This is a genomic window from Pseudomonas sp. B6002, assembly GCF_013385985.1.
Taxonomy (GTDB): domain Bacteria; phylum Pseudomonadota; class Gammaproteobacteria; order Pseudomonadales; family Pseudomonadaceae; genus Aquipseudomonas.
Genome location: NZ_JACAOY010000036.1, coordinates 73,198 through 90,721, shown reverse-complemented (window position 1 = coordinate 90,721; position 17,524 = coordinate 73,198). Strand labels below are relative to the sequence as shown.

The window sequence follows — 17,524 nt, the reverse complement described above, 5'->3', positions numbered from 1 at the left end:
GTCAAGACGGTATCTACACAAACCAATGCCGACAGGTGAACGGTGACAGCCGCTGCATCGCGACATCCCCCGCTACAAAACCAACACGCTTTTCACGGCTCAATCCGTATAATGCGGACCTCTCAGGGTTGTAAGAATCGCGACATAGACTTGTAGCCTTATTTCCCGACGCCCCCGCACAGGCCTGCTGAGCCGGGCCATTCACACAGGTGCCTTACATGGATTTCAACCCGCTAGACCTTATCCTGCATCTCGACGTGTATCTCGATACGCTGGTGAGGAATTACGGCGTGTGGATCTACGCCATCTTGTTCCTGGTGATTTTTTGCGAGACCGGCCTGGTGGTCATGCCGTTCCTGCCGGGTGATTCGTTGCTGTTCATCGCTGGCGCCATCGCCGCGGGCGGCGGCATGGACCCGATCCTGTTGGGCGGCCTGTTGATGTTGGCGGCGATCCTCGGGGACAGTACCAACTACGTGATAGGCCGAACGGCCGGAGAACGGTTGTTCAGTAACCCGAACTCGAAAATCTTCCGCCGCGACTACCTGCAGAAAACCCACGACTTCTACGACAAGCACGGCGGCAAAACCGTGACCCTGGCGCGTTTCCTGCCGATCCTGCGCACCTTTGCCCCGTTCGTCGCCGGCATCGCCAAAATGCCTTACCCGCGCTTCTTCGGTTTCAGCGTGTTCGGCACCATCATCTGGGTCGGCGGCCTGGTGACCCTGGGTTACTTCTTCGGCAACGTGCCGTTCATCAAGAAAAACCTGTCGCTGCTGGTGGTGTTCATCATCCTGCTGTCCCTGGTGCCGATGATCATTGGCGTGGCCCGCAGCCGCTTTGGTCGCGCGTCCTCCGAAGCCAAGTCGCAGTAGTTTTACGATGTGGTCCCTCAGCGCCTGGCGTCGCCGGCGCCTGCTGGCCAAGCACCCGATTGCCGATGACACCTGGCAGCGGGTGCGCCACCACCTGACCTTCCTCGACGGCATCAGCGCCGAGCAAGACCATTGGTTGCGTGAAGCCTGCGTGGTATTCCTCAACGAAAAACACCTCACTGCCCTACCCGGCGTCGAGCTGCATCAGGAACAACGCCTGCTGCTCGCCGCCCAAGCGCAACTGCCGCTGATGAACCTGGGCGACCTCGACTGGTACCAGGGCTTCCACGAAATCGTGCTGTACCCCGACGACTTCCTGAGCCCCCAGCGCCATCGCGACAGCAGCGGCATCGAACACGAATGGGACGGTGAACACAGCGGCGAAGCCTGGCAACAAGGCCCGGTGATCCTGGCCTGGCCCGGTGTGCTGGCAAGCGGCCAGTGGGAAGGCTACAACCTGGTCATCCACGAACTGGCCCACAAGCTGGACATGCTCAACGGCGACGCCAATGGCCTACCACCGCTGCACAGCGACATGCGCGTGCAAGAGTGGGCCAGCGTGATGCAGAGCGCCTACGACGACCTCAATCGCCAGCTCGACGCCAACCCGGACGTCGAAACCGAGATCGACCCCTACGCCGCCGAAAACCCGGCCGAGTTCTTTGCCGTCACCAGCGAATACTTCTTCAGCGCCCCGGATTTACTGGTCAATAGTTATCCACAGGTGTACGCGCAGCTCAGCCGCTTTTACCGCCAGGATCCCCTGGCCCGCTTGACCCAACTGCAAGCCAGCGACGCGCGGTACCGGACTGAACCCCAGGCGCCGTACGACGTCTGACGCATGGCATCGGCGTCAGAATATGCCTATAATCGCCGCCACTTTTAGGCCAATCCGGCCATGTTTCATGGCCAATTAACGGGGGCAACGCCCAATGAGCTACAGCAAGATTCCGGCTGGCAAAGACCTGCCGAACGACATCTACGTCGCCATCGAGATTCCGGCCAACCACGCGCCGATCAAATACGAAATCGACAAAGACAGCGATTGCCTGTTCGTTGACCGTTTCATGGCCACCCCAATGTTCTACCCGGCCAACTACGGTTTCATCCCGAACACCCTGGCCGACGACGGTGACCCCCTCGACGTCCTGGTCGTAACCCCTTACCCGGTTGCGCCAGGCTCGGTGATCCGCGCACGTCCAGTCGGCATCCTGAACATGACCGACGACGGCGGCGGCGACGCCAAGGTTATCGCGGTTCCACACGACAAGCTGTCCCAGCTGTACGTGGACGTGAAGGAATACACCGACCTGCCGCCACTGCTGCTGGAACAGATCAAGCACTTCTTCGAGAACTACAAAGACCTCGAAAAAGGCAAATGGGTGAAAATCGAAGGCTGGGGCAACGCAGACGCCGCCCGCGCCGAGATCCTGAAGTCGGTCGCTGCCTACAAAGGCTGATACCCGCTCCTCATTGCCCCGGCAATAAAAAAAGCCCCGATCATTCGGGGCTTTTTTTGTGGGAAAAATTAAACGGCAAGTTCAACATTTTATAGATGATGTTTAATTGCCATCTCAAATAGAAGTATCGGGCTACAACTAAGCAAAGACCTACAGGCGCCGCTCAACGCATGGTTTATTTGATCTGTTTCCCCGGTCAGTAAGCTCTGCGTTTATGAATACATCAGGTGATCGCTTAAAAGCGCTACTACGGGAAGTCCACCTTTCCGCCTCCGACTTCGCCAAGAACCGCGGCGTCACGCCCCAGCACGTGAACAACTGGTTCAAGCGCGGCGTGCCCATGGGCCGACTCAACGAGATCGCAGAACTGCTGTGCATCTCCAGCCGTTGGCTGCGCACCGGCGAAGGCCCCAAACACCCACCGGCCAACTTCCTGCTGGAAGGCCCCAACGCAAGGAACGCGCTCTCTGCCCGCGAAGACGCCGGCAAATACCTCACAGGCCCCGCCCCCAGCCCGGAAAAAAACGACGTGGAGATCGACCTCCACCCCTCCTTCACCTCCACCGAATGCATCCGCGTCACCCTGCACACCCTTCAGGCCCTCAACGTAAACCCCGACCGCGCCCTGGGTGCCTACATGGTCGACAACAGCATGATCGACATCATCCAACAAGGTGCCACCCTCGCCATCGACCGAGGCCGCACCCAAATCATCGACGGCGAAATCTACGCCGTAGAACACGACGGCATGCTGCGCATCAAATACCTCTACAACCGCCCAGGCGGTGGCCTGCGCATGCGCAGCCACAACGCCGGCGAACACCCCGACGAATACCTTACCTACGAGCAACGCTTCGAACAGAACTTCCAGATCGTGGGCTGGGTGTTCTGGTGGTCCACCCTGAATAACCGCCGCCCACCCGTGCCGCTGGATGAGCATGTATTGGGCTGGGAAGGCTCTAAATCGGATCCGGAGGTGGGCATTTGAGGTGAATGTGGGTATCATGCGGCCCACATTTGGCAGGGGGTGGCTTTACGCTATCCACCCTGCTCGGCGAAGCGGAGGAGTTCCCGCGGATGCCCCTACTATTCAGCCCGACGCAACGTGGGCTGAGCGATTTGAAGGCTGGTGAGGTTTGTCAAAAACAAGCTGAAGCAGTCCCCGAGAAGCCGGCCACAAGCCGGCTTTTTAATGTCTGGAAATCTTGAAGAAAAGATTTCCAAATTCATCTTCCCTCATAAGAACGCCAGCGTTTCAGAGGGGCAAGAAGCAGGGAAGCCGGCCAAGTAGTGACCTCCATTCCAAACGAATTGCTCTTAAGCTAAGTAAAACTGACTCGCAGCACGCCGTCTCACGGGCATCTGGCCATCAGTCGCCCTAGACATGAATTTACCTACAAGATAACGTCCGTGATCCTACAGCTATAAGTGCGATCTCATCATCATGGACGCTTTGAAAGCTCTTCAGACAGAGCTGGCTGCCTTCGCGGCCGATCGAGACTGGGACAAATTCCATACGCCAAAAAATCTAGCCATGGCCCTTTCTGGTGAGGCTGGCGAACTGCTTGAGCACTTTCAATGGTTGACCCCAGAACAGAGCGAACTGGGTGCGCTGCCCAGTGACACCCTTCAAGGCATTGAAGAAGAGATGGCTGATGTGCTGCTTTATCTTCTTCGCCTTGCTGACCGTCTTAACATTAACCTCGAAGCAGCAGCGAACGCCAAGCTTCAGCTTAATGCGGTGAAATACCCAGTAGAGAAAGCCAAAGGCAATGCCGTCAAGTATTCGAGGAGAGGCGAATGACGGCCCGTGTAATCTACCAGCCTTGCTCGGATAAAATAGCTCGTAAGAATCTGCAGACCACAATCCTCAATCCAGTGCGGTTCAGCGATGTTCAAGACTTATTGGATCCTGAACTGCGGTCTGAACTACGCCTTGCATATCCAGATGGGAAACTGACAATTTGGGGACTTGCATCTCCCAAGACTAGAAATGCTTGGCTTGCTATGAACCCAGGCGACACGATCATATTCAACACTAATACGGTCATCACGGTCAGTGCCTGCTTTACTCATCGGACACACAATAGAGATTTAGCTCTGAAGCTTTGGGGATGGGCAGATGCCTCCACCGAAAGCACGTGGGAAAACATCTACTTCGTCACTGATGTGCGCCACCATGCTATCCGTTTCAAAGCCATACAGGCATGTATCGGGAGCGCGCATGATCGTTCGTTTTACCGTTACGATGAAGCGCAAAGCGCAGCCATCTTCAATCACTTCCCACACCTGGACCATGATTTCACTCCCACCGAAGTGACCCTGGAAGAGGCTCGCCAAGATATTAAAAACCAGCCGACGGACGGAACCGCCAGCCAATCTACACGCTTGGAACACAGGTACATTGTTCGCCATTTATTTCGAAACAAGCCGACTAGTCACTGCTGCATTTGCCTCAATGAATATCCGCGACACCTTCTAGTGGCAGCGCATATAAAGAAACGCTCGGCTTGTAGCAGCCAGGAAAAGCTCGACATCGAGAATATCGCTATACCGATGTGTCGGTTAGGGTGCGATCCACTGTTTGAGCATGGCTATCTGTCGGTTAGAGATGGAATCGTGGTCAAACATCCGTCGCGTGAAATGACTCAAGCTACTGCTAACTACGTCGAAACAGTCCTGGGCAAAAAAGTGGCCGAATGGGGCCGTAAGAATCGCAAATATTTCGCCTGGCACTTAGATGCGCATGGGTTTGAACCAGGAGAATTAGCGGGTTTGATCTGACTACGCGCCAGGGCTCGCCGCACCTTCTCGCGACCAGCCCTGATTCTTATGGGGCTCCTAGGCGGAATACAGGTTTTTGGACATTCAATCCTAGGCTTGGCACTTCGGGCTCGACGGCTGAATACACTCCACCGCACGATCCGCCACCATCTTCGCCATCTCCACCAAATGCATCACCGCCCTCTGCGGCGCAGCCAGCGGTTCCCCAAGCACCTGCGACGTCGCCACTGCACAATGCAGCAACTCAGCCACACGCACCCAGGCATCCTCAAAGCTCAGCTCTTCATTAACGGTGAATGGGTAAGTCATACCCGATGACGGAAAATCCGAACAAACGTTATCCATAGCAAAACCCCTAGCAGTAAGTGAATACCACCGTCCTTTCGCGACTAAACAATCAGAGGTGGCGGCTGTACGCAGGTTAGTCGACCGGCTGCTAGGCTCCGGCGCACCCGAGGGTGCCCTGCGCACAACCACCATAAAGTGCAGGTGAGAAGACACCTGTCTTTGAGATGGCGCATGCGCCTAGCGAGGTCCGGGCGACTAAACCCGATCACTGAATGTGCAGTGACGGATCGCAGCCTAGTCAGGGAGCTTCGCTGGCGCAAGCGGCTGAGATTCTCTAGGAAATGTCCCGCAAATGAAAGGGACCGAACCTGCTGGCACAACGAATTCGAGAGCGCTGCGGGGCTACTGACTCCTTGGTTTGTCAACAGCTCGCCACATTAAGAGCAGCCATTGCATATCAAAATGACATCACCCTAGAATCGCTCATCTCATCCTGCTAACTGATGAGCGAGCAGGGATGAAACAACTTCAGCTCATGCATAGGTCAAGGAGACCGATATGGCGGATATCAAGGAACAAAAACTTCTCTATCACCTCACTTCACTAGAAAACCTGAGCAGTATTTTTCAAAACGGGCTAAAACCGCGAGCGCAACTCAGGGCATTCGAAGATGTGGCTGATGCCGAGATTCTGAAAAAACGACAAGGTCTCGCATTAGAGAAATACGTACCTTTCCATTGGTTTGCCGCAAACCCATTCGATGGAAGCGTTCAACGTAGAAGGCCTCACGCCCAATTTGTTGTGATTACAGTTCATCGAAACGTGGCAATTAGAAAGCAATGGAAGGTCATTCCCCGCCATCCATTGGCTAATGATGCCATTCAGTTGCTTGATTATGCCGAGGGCTTCGAGGCCATCAATTGGGAGGTCATGAATGCCAGGGACTACCATGATCCCCAATGCAAGAGCATCTGCATGGCTGAGTGCCTATCGCCCGATGTAGTTTCCCCTAACGATTTCTTCAAGGTTTTTGTTTCTAATGCCGAAGTAGAAGCCCTCTGTGCGTCTAAAATGCGCGAGGCCGGTGTTAATGTTCAAATCGGAGTGAATCGGGGAATGTTTCTTAGATGATTTATAGCAACCTGAATCCAGAAAAGGCTCTGATCTGGCGGATCGTTCATCGCGACAATCTGCCCTGGATTCTGGACAACGGCCTGCACTGCGCCAGCTCCGAGGTGCAGGCACCGCAGTATGTGAACATAGGCAATGTTGATTTAATCGACAAACGCCGCACGCGCTGTGTCCCCATTGCTCCTGCGGGTTTTTTGTCCGACTACGTGCCCTTCTACTTCACCCCCTTCTCTGTGATGATGAAGAACATTCACTCCGGGTGGAGCGTTCAGCAGCGCAACAATGATGAGATCGTCATTCTCGTCTCAAGCCTCCACCGCGTCGCCGAGCTTGGCCTACCGTTCGTCTTCACAAACGCACATGCTTACCCGGATTGGACAGACTATTACAGCGATCTGGCGAATCTCCACCAAGTCGATTGGTCTATCCTTCAACGACGCGACTTCAAACGTGACCCCGATGACCCTCGAAAAATGGAGCGTTATCAGGCGGAAGCGCTGATTCACCACCACCTACCGATTACAGGACTCCTTGGCATCATGTGTTACACCGATGCGATGAAAGAACGCATACAGCAGGACGTTGCCGCTAGAGGCCTGACGTTGTCTGTGCATGCGCGTCCGGGATGGTATTTCCAATGATCAGATTCACCCAAGGCAACCTTTTGGAAGCCAACACCGAAGCCCTCGTCAACACGGTGAATACCGTGGGCGTGATGGGCAAAGGCATCGCGCTGATGTTCAAAGAGCGCTTTGCGGAAAACTATCGTTTGTACGCGGCGGCCTGCAAGGCTGGTGAGGTAGAGACCGGCAAGGTCCACGTCACTGCAGTCAACGAACTTGAAGGTCCTCAATGGATCATTAACTTCCCGACCAAGCGTCACTGGCGATCGCCATCGCAGATGGCATGGATAACCGAAGGTCTACACGACCTACGTCGTTTTTTAATCGAAAACCATGTGAAGTCTGTCGCAGTACCGCCCCTAGGTGCGGGTAACGGCGGCCTGAAATGGCCCGAGGTTCGCGAACAGATCGTTGATGTCTTGAGTGATTTGGATGTCGATGTATTGGTATTTGAACCTTCCAATCAGTACCTGAATGTCGCCAAGCGCAGTGGTGTAGAGAAGCTCACACCGGCCCGCGCACTTATTGCGGAACTGGTGCGGCGATACTGGGTGCTGGGTATGGAGTGCAGCCTGCTTGAGATTCAAAAGCTGGCCTGGTTCCTGGAACGTGCCATTGAGAAACGGCCAGGCCTCAAGAACCCGTTAGACCTTAAGTTCGTTGCTCACAAGTACGGGCCGTATGCCAATCGATTAGATCATCTGCTTAATAACCTGGACGGTAGTTATCTGCATTGCGATAAGCGCATTGGTGATGCGGAGAACAGTGATGTGATCTGGTTCGATCAAGACCGCAAAGCCTTTCTACAAACCTATCTTAAAACAGAAGCCAAGGAGTACTCCGAAGCCCTGGAGTGCACAGCCGAATTGATTGACGGCTTCGAGTCTCCATTTGGTATGGAGTTACTGGCGACAGTCGATTGGTTGCTGAGCCAGAAAAATGTCTCCCCTAGCGTCCCTGCTGTGCGCGAAGCGTTGAAACACTGGGAAGGCGGAGCCGGTGCTGGTGCTCGTAAGAACAAGCTGTTCGACGACCAAGCGCTTGAGATTGCACTCAAACGGCTTACACAGAACCACTCCAATGCTCAGATGGTTACCTGCTGAGAGATCATAAATCTGCCCGCAGACGCGGGCATTTAGGTAATCGACTGGACTCGACTGAGAGGCACTGTAGACCGCCTCAATCCAATATCAAATGCGGCAAAAACCGGCTCGAATCCTTCGTAATCAAACTATTGTCTTCCCGCACCCCAATCCCCGCCGCCTGGTCCCCAATCACCCAAGACCCGATCAGCGTATAGCTGTCCCCAAACCGTGGCAGCGGTGCGAATTCTTGCAGGATGAACGGCGCATCGGTGTAAGGCCCGTCCTCTTTCACGATCAGCCCATCTGCCGTTTGCAGTTCGATGTTCGCCCCTTCCCGTGAGAAGAATGGCTTGCGCACCCAGCCTTTCGGCACGGCTTTGCCCGGGTCGGTATCCAGGTGCGCCGCGAGTAAGTTGGGGTGGCCTTTGTTGTATTCCCACAGCAGCGGCAGGATGCCTTTGTTGGAGAGGATGGATTTCCACGCGGGCTCGAAGAACTGTGTGTCGCTCTCAGCGATCGCGGTGCCGAAGGGTTCGTGGAAGATGAATTCCCAGGCGTGCAGTTTGAACAGGTGGGGAATCCAGCGATCTTCAAGGTCGACGAAGCGGCCTTCGGCGGTGAGGCCGATGTCTTCGATGTCGATGTGGCGGGATTCGATGCCGACTTTTTCGGCGACGAGGCGCAGGTAGTCGGTGGTGCCTTTGTCTTCGACCGAGTCTTTCATCGAGGCGAAGTAGAACGGTTGGTTGATCTGCAGTTGGGCGAAGGCCTGGTGCAGTTTGGTGTCGATGCTGTTGAATTGGTCGGCGTGTTTGGGCAGCAGGCCGCGTTCGATGCATTGTTCCAGCCAGCCCCATTGGAACGCGGCGGCTTCGTAGAGGCTGGTGGGGGTGTCGTAGTTGAGTTCGAGCAGTTTGGCGGGGCCGGTGCCGTTGTAGGAGAAGTCCATGCGCCCGTACAGGTGCGGGTGGCCTTCGCGCCATGAGGTGCGGATCATGTCGTAGAACGGCGCGGGGATGCTCAGGCGTTCCAGCAGTTCTTCGCTCTCGACCACGCGGGCGACGAGGTCCATGCACATGTCATGGATCTCGGTGGTCGGGTCCTCCAGGTCGTGCTCGATTTGCTTGAGCGTGAACTGGTAGTACGCGCTTTCGTCCCAGTAGGGTTCGTCGTCGATGGTGTGGAACAGAAAGCCGAGGCTGTCGGCGGTCTGTTTCCAGTCGTGACGTTCTGCGCAGTGGATTTTCTTCATGGCTCGCCTTCCTTAACTGCTCGACCCGCCGCCGCCCCAGCCGCTGCGTGCGCTGGCCTTGCTGCCGAAGCCGCCACGGGAGGTGGCCGACGCAACGGTACTGGATTTGTTGGAGGAGCGCAGGGTGTTCGAGTAGCTGCTGCTGCCGTAGCGGGCCTGGTTCGAGCGGCTGAAGGTCGAGCCTTTGGAGACGCGCTGGCTTAGCGTTGATGAACCGTAGTCGCCACGGTCATCGCGGTAGCGGTACACCGGCTCGGAGCGGTAGCTGTTGCGGTTGTTGCTCAGCATGTTGCCGATCAGCAGGCCGGTCAGCAGGCTGCTGGTGGAGAAGCCCGAGCCGCCGCTGTTGGCTTGCGCGCCGCCGACTTGGGCGTTGGCCGCGTCGACCTGGGACTGCGTCACCCGACCTTCGGCGGTCAGTTCAAAACCGCCCAGCCGGGGGATGAATTTGCCGGTGGAGTCTTGCTGGCACCAGTCAGCGACAAAGTCGGCATCGCAATCGGCCTGGTTGTCGTACACCGGCGCAATGCGGCGGTGTTCGGCCATGGCGGTCATGTAGGCGTCCGAGCAGACGTCCACCGGCAGTTTTTCATCGGCGCATTGCTGCACCGACTGGAAGTTGTACTTCTTCTGCAAATCGTAGGTTTTTTCCGTCGGCCCACAGCCGGATATCGCCATGGCGACCGACGCTGCCAGCGACAGCTGGACGTACTTGCTTCGTTTCATCGGGAGCTCCGTGGGCGATCAGTTCGAGGTTGGCGTCATGCACGCGGCATTCAACATGCCGACGCTGATGGCCACGGCCGCCACGTAAATGCCGGCCGCCAGCTCGCCGTTCTTGATGCGCTCGGACGTGCCCTTGAGCACCAGGCTGGTCAGCAGGAACGCCAGCAGTTGCACGACTGCCGCGATCAGCGCCCAGACGACGAAGTCGAGGAGGCTGATCGAGTAGGCGATCACGTTGCTGGCCGGAATGGCGAAGCCGACGATGGCGCCGCCCAGGGCGACCGCCGCAGACACGTTGCCCGCACGAATCAGCTCGAACTCTTTGTGCGGGGTGATGCGGGTGTAGAGGAACTGGAACAGCACGAACAGGACGGCGGCCCCGAGGATGTAGAGGACAAACCCGAGCACGGCGGCTTTGTTCAGGGAGATGGAGAGAGCTTCTAGCATGAATGGCTTCCTTGTTTAGAGCGCGGTCAGGTCGGTTGTGTACAGCGAAATGCCCAGCGACGTGCTCAGGCTGATGGTGCCTTCGGCGTCTTCTTCGACGGAAAACAGCAGGAACTCGCGGCGGTCCGTCAGGCCGGTGTCACGGGCGTATAACATCGAACGGTGCTCGACGCTGTAGGCCTCTTCGGGATTGACCACGTGCTCGGTCATCGCCACCAGTTCGGTCTGGCCCGCTTCGCTGCCCCACACACGGGTGAATTCGACGCCGTTGTGGGTGTAGGTCGGCAGCCCGATCGGGCTTTGCGGGCCGGCCAGCCGGCGCAGTTCCGCTTCGCTGCTGAGGGTGACGTAGCTCAGGTAGTTGAACAGGATCACCGACTCCACCTGCCCGGCGATTTCGCCGGTGGTGTGCACTTGCAGCCAGTAGTCTTCGTCGTTCATGTAGTAGCGCGACAGCCAGGTCGATTGCCCGAGGTCGAGGGTGCCATTGCTCCAGATCTCCTGGGAGCCGGGGATGACCACCGAGGTTTTCTCATCGAGCAGCAATTTGAGGCTCGAGTCGAACATCACGCCTTTGCCCGGTGCCAGGCCCAGCGGGCCGTTGCTTGACAGGGGTTGGCCGCCAGCGTGATGCGACTCAGGACGCGCGCTCGGGGCTTCAAGCCCCATCAACTGTTTAAACCATCCCATTGGAAATGTCCTTGAGGCGGGTGGAGGCGATGTAGAAGAATTCGCCGCCCTCAACGCGCGTGGCGCTGGGCGGGTTGATCGAAGGTTGCTGGGCGCCTTTGGCGCGGTAGCCGATGAGGGTGGCGTTGTGATGCTCCTTCATCCGGCTGTATAGGTCGCCGAAGGTGGCTTCGAAGGCCTCGGGCAACTTCATCAGGTATTGGGTGGCGCCTTGGCCCACGCACAACAACTCATTGATGACCACTGACGAACCCGGGTCCTGGGAAGCACGCACCAACATCTCGATGGCCATGCTTGAGGTGCATTCCAGCCGCGGCGCGTAGGAGCTGGCGAGTGCGGCGATTTCACTTTCATTGAAGTGGGCGACCACATGGCCGACAGGGCTCAGTTGGTTCACCGCCAGCACGGTGGCGAGTGTCAGGTCGTCCGACGGGGTTCGCACCAGTACACGTTCGGCGCCGGGCACACCCGCACGCAGCAATAACGCGGTGGACGACAGGCTTTCACCGCGGATGAACGCCGCTTTGCCGGGCATGGGGTTTTCATCGAGGGTGCAATCGCAAATGACGATCAGGTTGTCGTTGGAGGTTTCATCTTGCAGCAACAACTCGATGACCCGCTCGCTGGGCGCGCCTTCCCAGCCGATGAGCACCGTGTGGCCGACCTTGCCGGTGAAATCGCCTTTACCCTTCATGCCTTTTCTCCATGCATCGATGACACTGCTGGTGGTTTTGCCGATGGCTGCCGTCAGCAGCGCAATGCCGCCGAGCATGATCCAGGCGGCCACGAACACCCGCCCGGCCGAGGTCTGCGGCGCGAGGTCGCCATAACCGACGGTGAGTGTGGTGGTTAGGTAGAAGTAAATAAACGTGGCGAGCGTGGTGAGGTGCTGCTCGCCTAGAAGCACCAGGCCCAAATAAGCGGTGCTCAGGTGCACGCCCAGGGCGATGACCAGACCTGCCCAGCCGAAACGGTGAAAGAGGGAGGAGGCGTACAGGCGCAACAAAAGAAAAATCGACATTTTGCCCCTGATTCCCTGGGTAGTTGCCATCGTCTCGGCGCCTGGATGCTCCAGTGCGCTCAGCCGGCATTAAACCTGCTGCGAGGTGCAGAGAGAAGTACCTTGGCTGCAATAAATCCGGCGAGCGCACCAAACAGATGCCCCTCGAACGAAACGCCCTGGCGCGGCAGGAAGCCAAAGACCAGCCCGCCATACAGCAGTGCCACGACCCCGGCCGTGATCAGGTTGGTCCAGCTCCTGTGGAACCAGGCACGCGACAACAGGTAGGCCCACAGCCCGAATACCCAGCCGCTGGCGCCAATGTGCACGCCACTGAAACCGAACAGCCAGACCAGCGCGCCGCCCAGCAGAATAATGATCAGGCTGACGGTCACGAATCGGTTGAACCCTTCGATCATCACCAGGGTGCCCAGTACCAAAAAGGCAATCAGGTTCGCGCTCAGGTGAGCCAAGGACCCGTGTAAAAACGGTGAAGTGAGAATGCCGAACAGGCCCGGCACCGTCCTGGGGATCAAGCCAAAGGCCATGAGGCTGTAACCGGTCGCCACATTGAACAGTTGCAGTGCGACCATCAGCAGGGCAAGGCCTGCGATCATCTTGAAACCCTTGAGGGCGTCCATCCTGACCTCGACGTAAAAAGAAAGGGCCGAGAATAGGCCCTTCCTGTTGCGGCATTATTTACTCAGCCGACTTCTGCTTCAGGCGCTCCAGAATCGCATTGGCGCTGCCTTCGTTCGGCGTGATGCCGGCTTCGCGCAACTTGCGTTCCAGGTCAGTCCCGGTCGAGGCCTCGGCCAGTTCGTCCTGGGCTTCCAGTTCAGCGGCGCGTTGCTGCTGCTTGGCTTGCAAGCGGTTCAGCGTGCCAACGGCCGTCTCCAACTTGCCGTTGGCGCCGCCACTGGCGATGGACGCGCTGACCTGAGCCTTTTGCACGCTTTCACGCGCCTTGGCCATGTCCACTTGCTGGCGCAGGCTTTTGATCCGGCTTTCGGCCTTGGTGATGTCCTTACGCATGCTGTCGGCGTAACCACCGAATTCGGCGGCTTGCTTCTGCTCGGCGTCGCGCTCGTTGGTCAGGGTCGAAATGGCTTCGGCCACTTCGAGGGCCAGGTCTTCGCGGTTGGCCTGGATGGCGGCCATCGCCTTGGTCTCCAGGTCCGTGATCTTGGCGTCGTACTCGCCGACGCGGTCATTGGCCAACTTGTGCTTGGCCATGATGCTGACCAGCTCACGCTTGGCGTTGGCCAGCGCGGTGTCGGCATCGCGGATTTCCTGGTCGAGGATGCGCAGGGCTTGTTGGTCGACGATCGCTTCGCCGACTTCGCTGGCACCGCCACGCAGCGCGGTGAACAGTTTGCTCCAGATGGACTGAGTCATCAGATACTCCCGAATACTTAATTGAAGAAACGTTCGAAGGCTTCGCTGGCGCGCTGCACGTTGTCGACGAGGGTTTTCACCTCGGTCACGATGTTGGTGAGGCTGGAGTCAGAACTCAGCGCGCCGAACATGTTGTAAACAACTTGCCCGTTGGGCATGGACTCGATGCCGATCGACGACAGCGGGAACATTTCCCGGCTGCGCAGCACGGCGTCATTGAATTTTTCGACGTTGTTGATGGACTCGACGTCGACCAGCACGGTGTCGACGATGATCTGCTCACCCACCACCGCGATATAAATCGGCAAGCCGCCGAAGTCGTTCATTTCCAGCTTGATGCTGGACTCCGAGCCTTGAACCAGAGAAAGCGTGATGTCGTTGGAAACCACTTCGTCCAGGGCCTGCAGCGCCGTGAACAGTCGATCGATGTTCCAGTTAGTGCCTGCGCTCATGTAAATCTCCGACATGAATGAGCCAGCCAGGATCGGCTGGCGGAGCTGTTTCTCCATCTGCTTGAGCAGGCTTCGGTTTTCGGGAAGCACCCAAGTCTCGTGTTTCACATAACCGGCGGCCGCCAGGCCCGCGCGCATCTGCTTCATGTAGAAGCTCGACGGTTTTTTCGCGGACGGTTTCAAGCGCTCTCCCTGAAGGCTTGCTGAATCGGTATCGGGCCCTGCGGGCTGGCCCGATGGAGAGCTGCTTTTCATGGTGCTGACCTCGTTGTGAAAAACTCACGCGTGAGAAAATCTACAGGCAATTTTTACAATGCTCAATAGCTCACGCGTGAGATTTTTTGTCTCACATTTCCCCGCGACGAACACCATCAGAACGGTTAGTAGCCGGGCAATTGTCCCCTCTGAGTTGACGGTATTACCTATTTCAGCCGATTTATCCCTCATCGCCTGCCCATTAATCTGTGCCCATGTTGAACGCAACGCCCAACCCACTTAAACAAAAAAGGATTTCAACCATGAGCACTCCAACCTACAACCGCTTGAACAAAGACGACGCCATCGTGTTGCTGGTCGACCACCAGACCGGCCTGATTTCCCTTGTGCAGGACTTCTCGCCCAACGAGTTCAAGAACAACGTGCTGGCCCTGGCGGACCTGGCCAAGTTCTTCAACCTGCCGACCATCCTCACCACCAGCTTCGAACAAGGCCCCAACGGCCCGCTGGTGCCCGAGCTGAAAGAGATGTTCCCGGACGCGCCGTACATCGCCCGCCCTGGCCAGATCAACGCGTGGGACAACGAAGACTTCGTCAAGGCGATCAAGGCCACCGGCCGTAAGCAAATCATCATTGCCGGTGTGGTCACCGATGTGTGCGTAGCGTTCCCAACCTTGTCGGCGTTGGCGGAAGGGTTCGAAGTGTTCGTGGTGACTGACGCCTCGGGCACCTTCAACACCACGGTGCAACAGGCGGCCTGGAGCCGGATGACCCAAGCGGGCGCGCAACTGATGAACTGGTTCTCGGTGGCCTGTGAGCTGCACCGCGACTGGCGCAACGACATCGAAGGCTTGGGGAACCTGTTGTCCCAACGTATTCCCAACTATCGCAACTTGATGAATGGGTACGCGGCGCTGACGGCGCGTAAGGACTGATTAAACACTGCACACAAAGCCTGCCCTGAAAAGCAGGCTTTTTTGTTTAGTGGGCCGCCAACTCCCGCGCAATCTGCTCGATGCTTGGCAAATTGGGGGGACTTTCAAAATTGCTGACAGCTTTGCCGCTGTGCTCCAGCAAGCGGTTTTCGATGTGCACCACCAGCGAGTTACGCGACCAGTTGTTTTCTATCGCCTGGGCGATGTACCAGCGGCGGGTTTCGGGGCCTGGGAGTTTGTCGAGCAATGCCAGATGGTGATACCAGGGCAATTGTGCAAGCACCTCTTGCACAAATTCAGGGTCTGGCCACGCCTCGGCAAAAGCGCGCATGTACTTGAGGTTACGCGGCGAAAACCCCTTCATGTTGGGAAACGCCGCACGCAGATCCTGGGCAAGTCGATCAATAACTTTGCTACCCCAGCCCTGCTCCGCCTGGCAGGTCAAAATGTCGTGGCCAATCTGCCAATAGAGCAACACCAATTCCCGATTCACGGCCAGTGTTGCACGTTGTTGCGCCGTGTGAATTCGGCCTTTCAAGTCCGTCAACCAGTCGCTGTAGCCCGCAGGCGGTGTGGTCAAGCCGATACCGGGTTCGCTCATGCCGTTTCGCTCTTTGAGTGTTGAGGCAGGCTAGTCAGGGGCATTGACGGCCACAAGGGGCCAAGAACGCTCAAGGAAGAGCCTTTCAAACAATACCGAAATGCCCTGCTGGCCATGGCGGCCCTACGCCTTGACTCTCCCCTATACGGCAGCCCTTACCCTGAAATACTCTATTTCAGGATCCACCCATGACGCCGCGCACCCTGGTTATCCTTGGCCATCCTTCAACGTCCAGCTTGTGTTCCGCACTGGCCGATACCTACATCCAGGCCGCAAAAATCGCCGGCCATGAAGTCCGCGTCCTACGCTTGGGCGAGCTGGTTTTCGACCCCAATCTGCACAGCGGCTACACCCAACCCCAACCGTTGGAACCCGACCTGCTCAGCGCCCAAGCCGACATCCTCTGGGCGAGCCACCTGACCTTCATCTATCCCATCTGGTGGGGCGGTATTCCGGCGTTGATGAAGGGTTTCATTGACCGAATCTTCCTACCCGGCTTCGCCTTCAAATACCGCAAGGGCAAGGCTTTCCCCGACAAGCTGTTGCTCGGCCGCACTGCACATTTGTTGGTGACCCTGGACACGCTGCCGTGGTATTACCGCTGGTTCTATCGCATGCCGGGCGTCCACCAGATGCGCAAGACCACCCTGGCGTTTTGTGGCATCAAGCCAGTCAAGACGCTGCTGTTCGGACCGGTGCTGGGCTCTACGCCGGCGCAGCGAACAAAGTGGTTGAAGCAAGCGGGCACACTCGTTGAAAAAGGGAGTTTTCATGTACATCGGCAAAGCCGCGCAACTGTCGGGCACGACCGTCAAGGCGATCCGTCACTATGAGGCGATCGGGCTGCTGCGCACGCCGCAACGCCAGGGGCAGTACCGGGTGTATTCTGCGCAGAGTGTCGAGCGGTTGATGTTTATCAAGTGTGCGCAGCAACTGGGCTTCAAGCTCAAGGAGTTGCAGCAAATCCTGCAGGACCACCCGGGCGATGTGCTGCCATGGGAACGTGCCGACCAGGCCATCGCTGCCAAGAAACAAGCGTTGGCCACGCAGATTGCGACCTTGCAGAAAATGCACGAAGGGTTACAGGCCTTTGAGGCACAACTTAAGGATGCGCAAGGGCAACACTCGACGCCAACCGCGCTGCAGGGCAATAAGGCCATGGCCCATTGCGCGGTGGTTATGCAAGCCAACGAGTCCCGATGAGCAGTCAGCCAAGCCCCCCCAACCTCCGAACGCGATCAGCAAGCATTGGATTGGTGGACACGACTGCGCAACGATGACGTCACCGCCCACGAGCGCAATGCGTTCGAGCTGTGGCGCGTGGCCCCTCTGATTGCCAACGCCTACAAAAATGCCGAGATGCTCTGGCGCTTGCTCGAACGGCCTGCACACGCGCCGGGGTGTATTCGCGCCGCGTAACTTGATGACGGGTTTCAAGTACGATTTCGGACCAGCGCCTGAAAGAACCGTGAGCCGAATAAAGTCGCTAATCGGCTTATTTAGTGAGCCGAATAACTTTTTTATTCGGCTCATGACCTTGCTCGACCACCCCGCTCATTTG

The 17,524-nt window shown here is 57.3% G+C and carries 22 protein-coding genes and 1 pseudogene; 13 read left to right on the top strand and 10 right to left on the bottom strand.

Translation table 11 applies throughout. From position 1 onward, the window contains the following. The first annotated feature begins 218 nt into the window (after nucleotides 1–218). The 6 genes from HX792_RS29245 to HX792_RS29220 all read left to right on the top strand — a co-directional run bounded on the left by HX792_RS29245 (nucleotide 219) and on the right by HX792_RS29220 (nucleotide 5,119). Nucleotides 219–875 carry a DedA family protein gene (locus tag HX792_RS29245; protein ID WP_176999306.1) on the top strand — a complete coding sequence of 219 codons (657 nt, stop codon included), beginning with the start codon at nucleotides 219–221 and terminating at the stop codon, nucleotides 873–875. Nucleotides 876–882: 7 nt separating this feature from the next. Continuing rightward, a complete protein-coding gene (locus tag HX792_RS29240; protein WP_176999305.1) occupies nucleotides 883–1,713 on the top strand; it encodes a zinc-dependent peptidase in 831 nt (276 codons plus the stop codon). A gap of 94 nt (nucleotides 1,714–1,807) precedes the next feature. Continuing rightward, the gene (ppa, locus tag HX792_RS29235) at nucleotides 1,808–2,335 is read left to right on the top strand and encodes an inorganic diphosphatase (protein ID WP_176999304.1); all 528 of its coding nucleotides are present in this window, start codon (nucleotides 1,808–1,810) and stop codon (nucleotides 2,333–2,335) included. A gap of 214 nt (nucleotides 2,336–2,549) precedes the next feature. Continuing rightward, nucleotides 2,550–3,323 (top strand): helix-turn-helix transcriptional regulator, encoded by a 774-nt coding sequence (locus tag HX792_RS29230; protein ID WP_176999303.1) that lies wholly within the window; start codon nucleotides 2,550–2,552, stop codon nucleotides 3,321–3,323. A 456-nt stretch (nucleotides 3,324–3,779) separates the two neighbouring features. Then, entirely contained in the window at nucleotides 3,780–4,139 is a 360-nt protein-coding gene (locus HX792_RS29225; RefSeq protein ID WP_176999302.1) for a nucleotide pyrophosphohydrolase, read from the top strand. Beyond that, complete coding sequence (locus HX792_RS29220; protein WP_176999301.1) at nucleotides 4,136–5,119, top strand: hypothetical protein; 984 nt, start codon at nucleotides 4,136–4,138, stop codon at nucleotides 5,117–5,119. The genes HX792_RS29225 and HX792_RS29220 overlap by 4 nt, the downstream gene beginning before the upstream one ends. 90 nt (nucleotides 5,120–5,209) lie before the next feature. Here the strand turns inward: HX792_RS29220 and HX792_RS29215 are convergent, their stop codons facing one another. Beyond that, entirely contained in the window at nucleotides 5,210–5,464 is a 255-nt protein-coding gene (locus HX792_RS29215; protein WP_176999300.1) for a DUF6124 family protein, read from the bottom strand. Nucleotides 5,465–5,965: 501 nt separating this feature from the next. Between HX792_RS29215 and HX792_RS29210 the strand changes: the two genes are divergently transcribed. Genes HX792_RS29210 through HX792_RS29200 form a run of 3 tightly spaced genes read left to right on the top strand, consistent with a single transcriptional unit; the run spans nucleotide 5,966 to nucleotide 8,264 of the window. Next, on the top strand, nucleotides 5,966–6,538 hold the full coding sequence (locus HX792_RS29210) for a DarT ssDNA thymidine ADP-ribosyltransferase family protein (protein ID WP_176999299.1): 573 nt from the start codon (nucleotides 5,966–5,968) through the stop codon (nucleotides 6,536–6,538). Then, a complete protein-coding gene (locus HX792_RS29205; RefSeq protein WP_176999298.1) occupies nucleotides 6,535–7,179 on the top strand; it encodes a DUF4433 domain-containing protein in 645 nt (214 codons plus the stop codon). The genes HX792_RS29210 and HX792_RS29205 overlap by 4 nt, the downstream gene beginning before the upstream one ends. After that, nucleotides 7,176–8,264 (top strand): macro domain-containing protein, encoded by a 1,089-nt coding sequence (locus tag HX792_RS29200; RefSeq protein ID WP_176999297.1) that lies wholly within the window; start codon nucleotides 7,176–7,178, stop codon nucleotides 8,262–8,264. Before HX792_RS29205 ends, HX792_RS29200 begins: the two co-directional genes overlap by 4 nt. 76 nt (nucleotides 8,265–8,340) lie before the next feature. On the opposite strand, the gene HX792_RS29195 is transcribed toward HX792_RS29200, so the two are convergent. The 8 genes from HX792_RS29195 to HX792_RS29160 are packed head-to-tail and all read right to left on the bottom strand — an operon-like array spanning nucleotide 8,341 to nucleotide 14,358. Beyond that, nucleotides 8,341–9,498: a glutathionylspermidine synthase family protein gene (locus tag HX792_RS29195; RefSeq protein ID WP_176999296.1), complete on the bottom strand. Its 1,158-nt coding sequence runs from the start codon at nucleotides 9,496–9,498 to the stop codon at nucleotides 8,341–8,343. A 12-nt stretch (nucleotides 9,499–9,510) separates the two neighbouring features. After that, nucleotides 9,511–10,224 carry a DUF1190 domain-containing protein gene (locus tag HX792_RS29190; protein ID WP_176999295.1) on the bottom strand — a complete coding sequence of 238 codons (714 nt, stop codon included), beginning with the start codon at nucleotides 10,222–10,224 and terminating at the stop codon, nucleotides 9,511–9,513. An 18-nt stretch (nucleotides 10,225–10,242) separates the two neighbouring features. Further along, on the bottom strand, nucleotides 10,243–10,671 hold the full coding sequence (locus HX792_RS29185) for a DUF350 domain-containing protein (RefSeq protein WP_176999294.1): 429 nt from the start codon (nucleotides 10,669–10,671) through the stop codon (nucleotides 10,243–10,245). A gap of 15 nt (nucleotides 10,672–10,686) precedes the next feature. Continuing rightward, on the bottom strand, nucleotides 10,687–11,361 hold the full coding sequence (locus HX792_RS29180; protein WP_176999293.1) for a DUF2491 family protein: 675 nt from the start codon (nucleotides 11,359–11,361) through the stop codon (nucleotides 10,687–10,689). Continuing rightward, the gene (locus HX792_RS29175; protein ID WP_176999292.1) at nucleotides 11,348–12,382 is read right to left on the bottom strand and encodes an ion channel; all 1,035 of its coding nucleotides are present in this window, start codon (nucleotides 12,380–12,382) and stop codon (nucleotides 11,348–11,350) included. Before HX792_RS29175 ends, HX792_RS29180 begins: the two co-directional genes overlap by 14 nt. 59 nt (nucleotides 12,383–12,441) lie before the next feature. Next, entirely contained in the window at nucleotides 12,442–13,002 is a 561-nt protein-coding gene (locus tag HX792_RS29170; RefSeq protein ID WP_176999291.1) for a rhomboid family intramembrane serine protease, read from the bottom strand. Between the two features lie 58 nt (nucleotides 13,003–13,060). After that, nucleotides 13,061–13,759, bottom strand: coding sequence for a PspA/IM30 family protein (locus tag HX792_RS29165; protein ID WP_176999290.1), 699 nt, complete (start codon nucleotides 13,757–13,759; stop codon nucleotides 13,061–13,063). Nucleotides 13,760–13,776: 17 nt separating this feature from the next. Next, nucleotides 13,777–14,358, bottom strand: coding sequence for a YjfI family protein (locus HX792_RS29160; protein WP_176999307.1), 582 nt, complete (start codon nucleotides 14,356–14,358; stop codon nucleotides 13,777–13,779). A 371-nt stretch (nucleotides 14,359–14,729) separates the two neighbouring features. Here HX792_RS29160 and ycaC point away from each other — a divergent pair, with 371 nt between their 5' ends. Further along, nucleotides 14,730–15,362 carry an isochorismate family cysteine hydrolase YcaC gene (ycaC, locus tag HX792_RS29155; protein WP_176999289.1) on the top strand — a complete coding sequence of 211 codons (633 nt, stop codon included), beginning with the start codon at nucleotides 14,730–14,732 and terminating at the stop codon, nucleotides 15,360–15,362. A 61-nt stretch (nucleotides 15,363–15,423) separates the two neighbouring features. Here ycaC and HX792_RS29150 read toward each other — a convergent pair. Then, a pseudogene (locus tag HX792_RS29150) lies at nucleotides 15,424–15,963 on the bottom strand (DUF1016 N-terminal domain-containing protein); the annotation flags it as partial. Nucleotides 15,964–16,151: 188 nt separating this feature from the next. Between HX792_RS29150 and HX792_RS29145 the strand changes: the two are divergent. The 3 genes from HX792_RS29145 to HX792_RS29135 are packed head-to-tail and all read left to right on the top strand — an operon-like array spanning nucleotide 16,152 to nucleotide 17,382. Continuing rightward, nucleotides 16,152–16,796, top strand: a complete 645-nt coding sequence (locus tag HX792_RS29145; RefSeq protein ID WP_176999288.1) for an NAD(P)H-dependent oxidoreductase — start codon at nucleotides 16,152–16,154, stop codon at nucleotides 16,794–16,796. Beyond that, entirely contained in the window at nucleotides 16,735–17,166 is a 432-nt protein-coding gene (locus tag HX792_RS29140; protein WP_176999287.1) for a MerR family transcriptional regulator, read from the top strand. Before HX792_RS29145 ends, HX792_RS29140 begins: the two co-directional genes overlap by 62 nt. A 45-nt stretch (nucleotides 17,167–17,211) precedes the next feature. Further along, nucleotides 17,212–17,382 carry a DUF4880 domain-containing protein gene (locus HX792_RS29135; protein ID WP_176999286.1) on the top strand — a complete coding sequence of 57 codons (171 nt, stop codon included), beginning with the start codon at nucleotides 17,212–17,214 and terminating at the stop codon, nucleotides 17,380–17,382. Nucleotides 17,383–17,524: the final 142 nt, after the last annotated feature.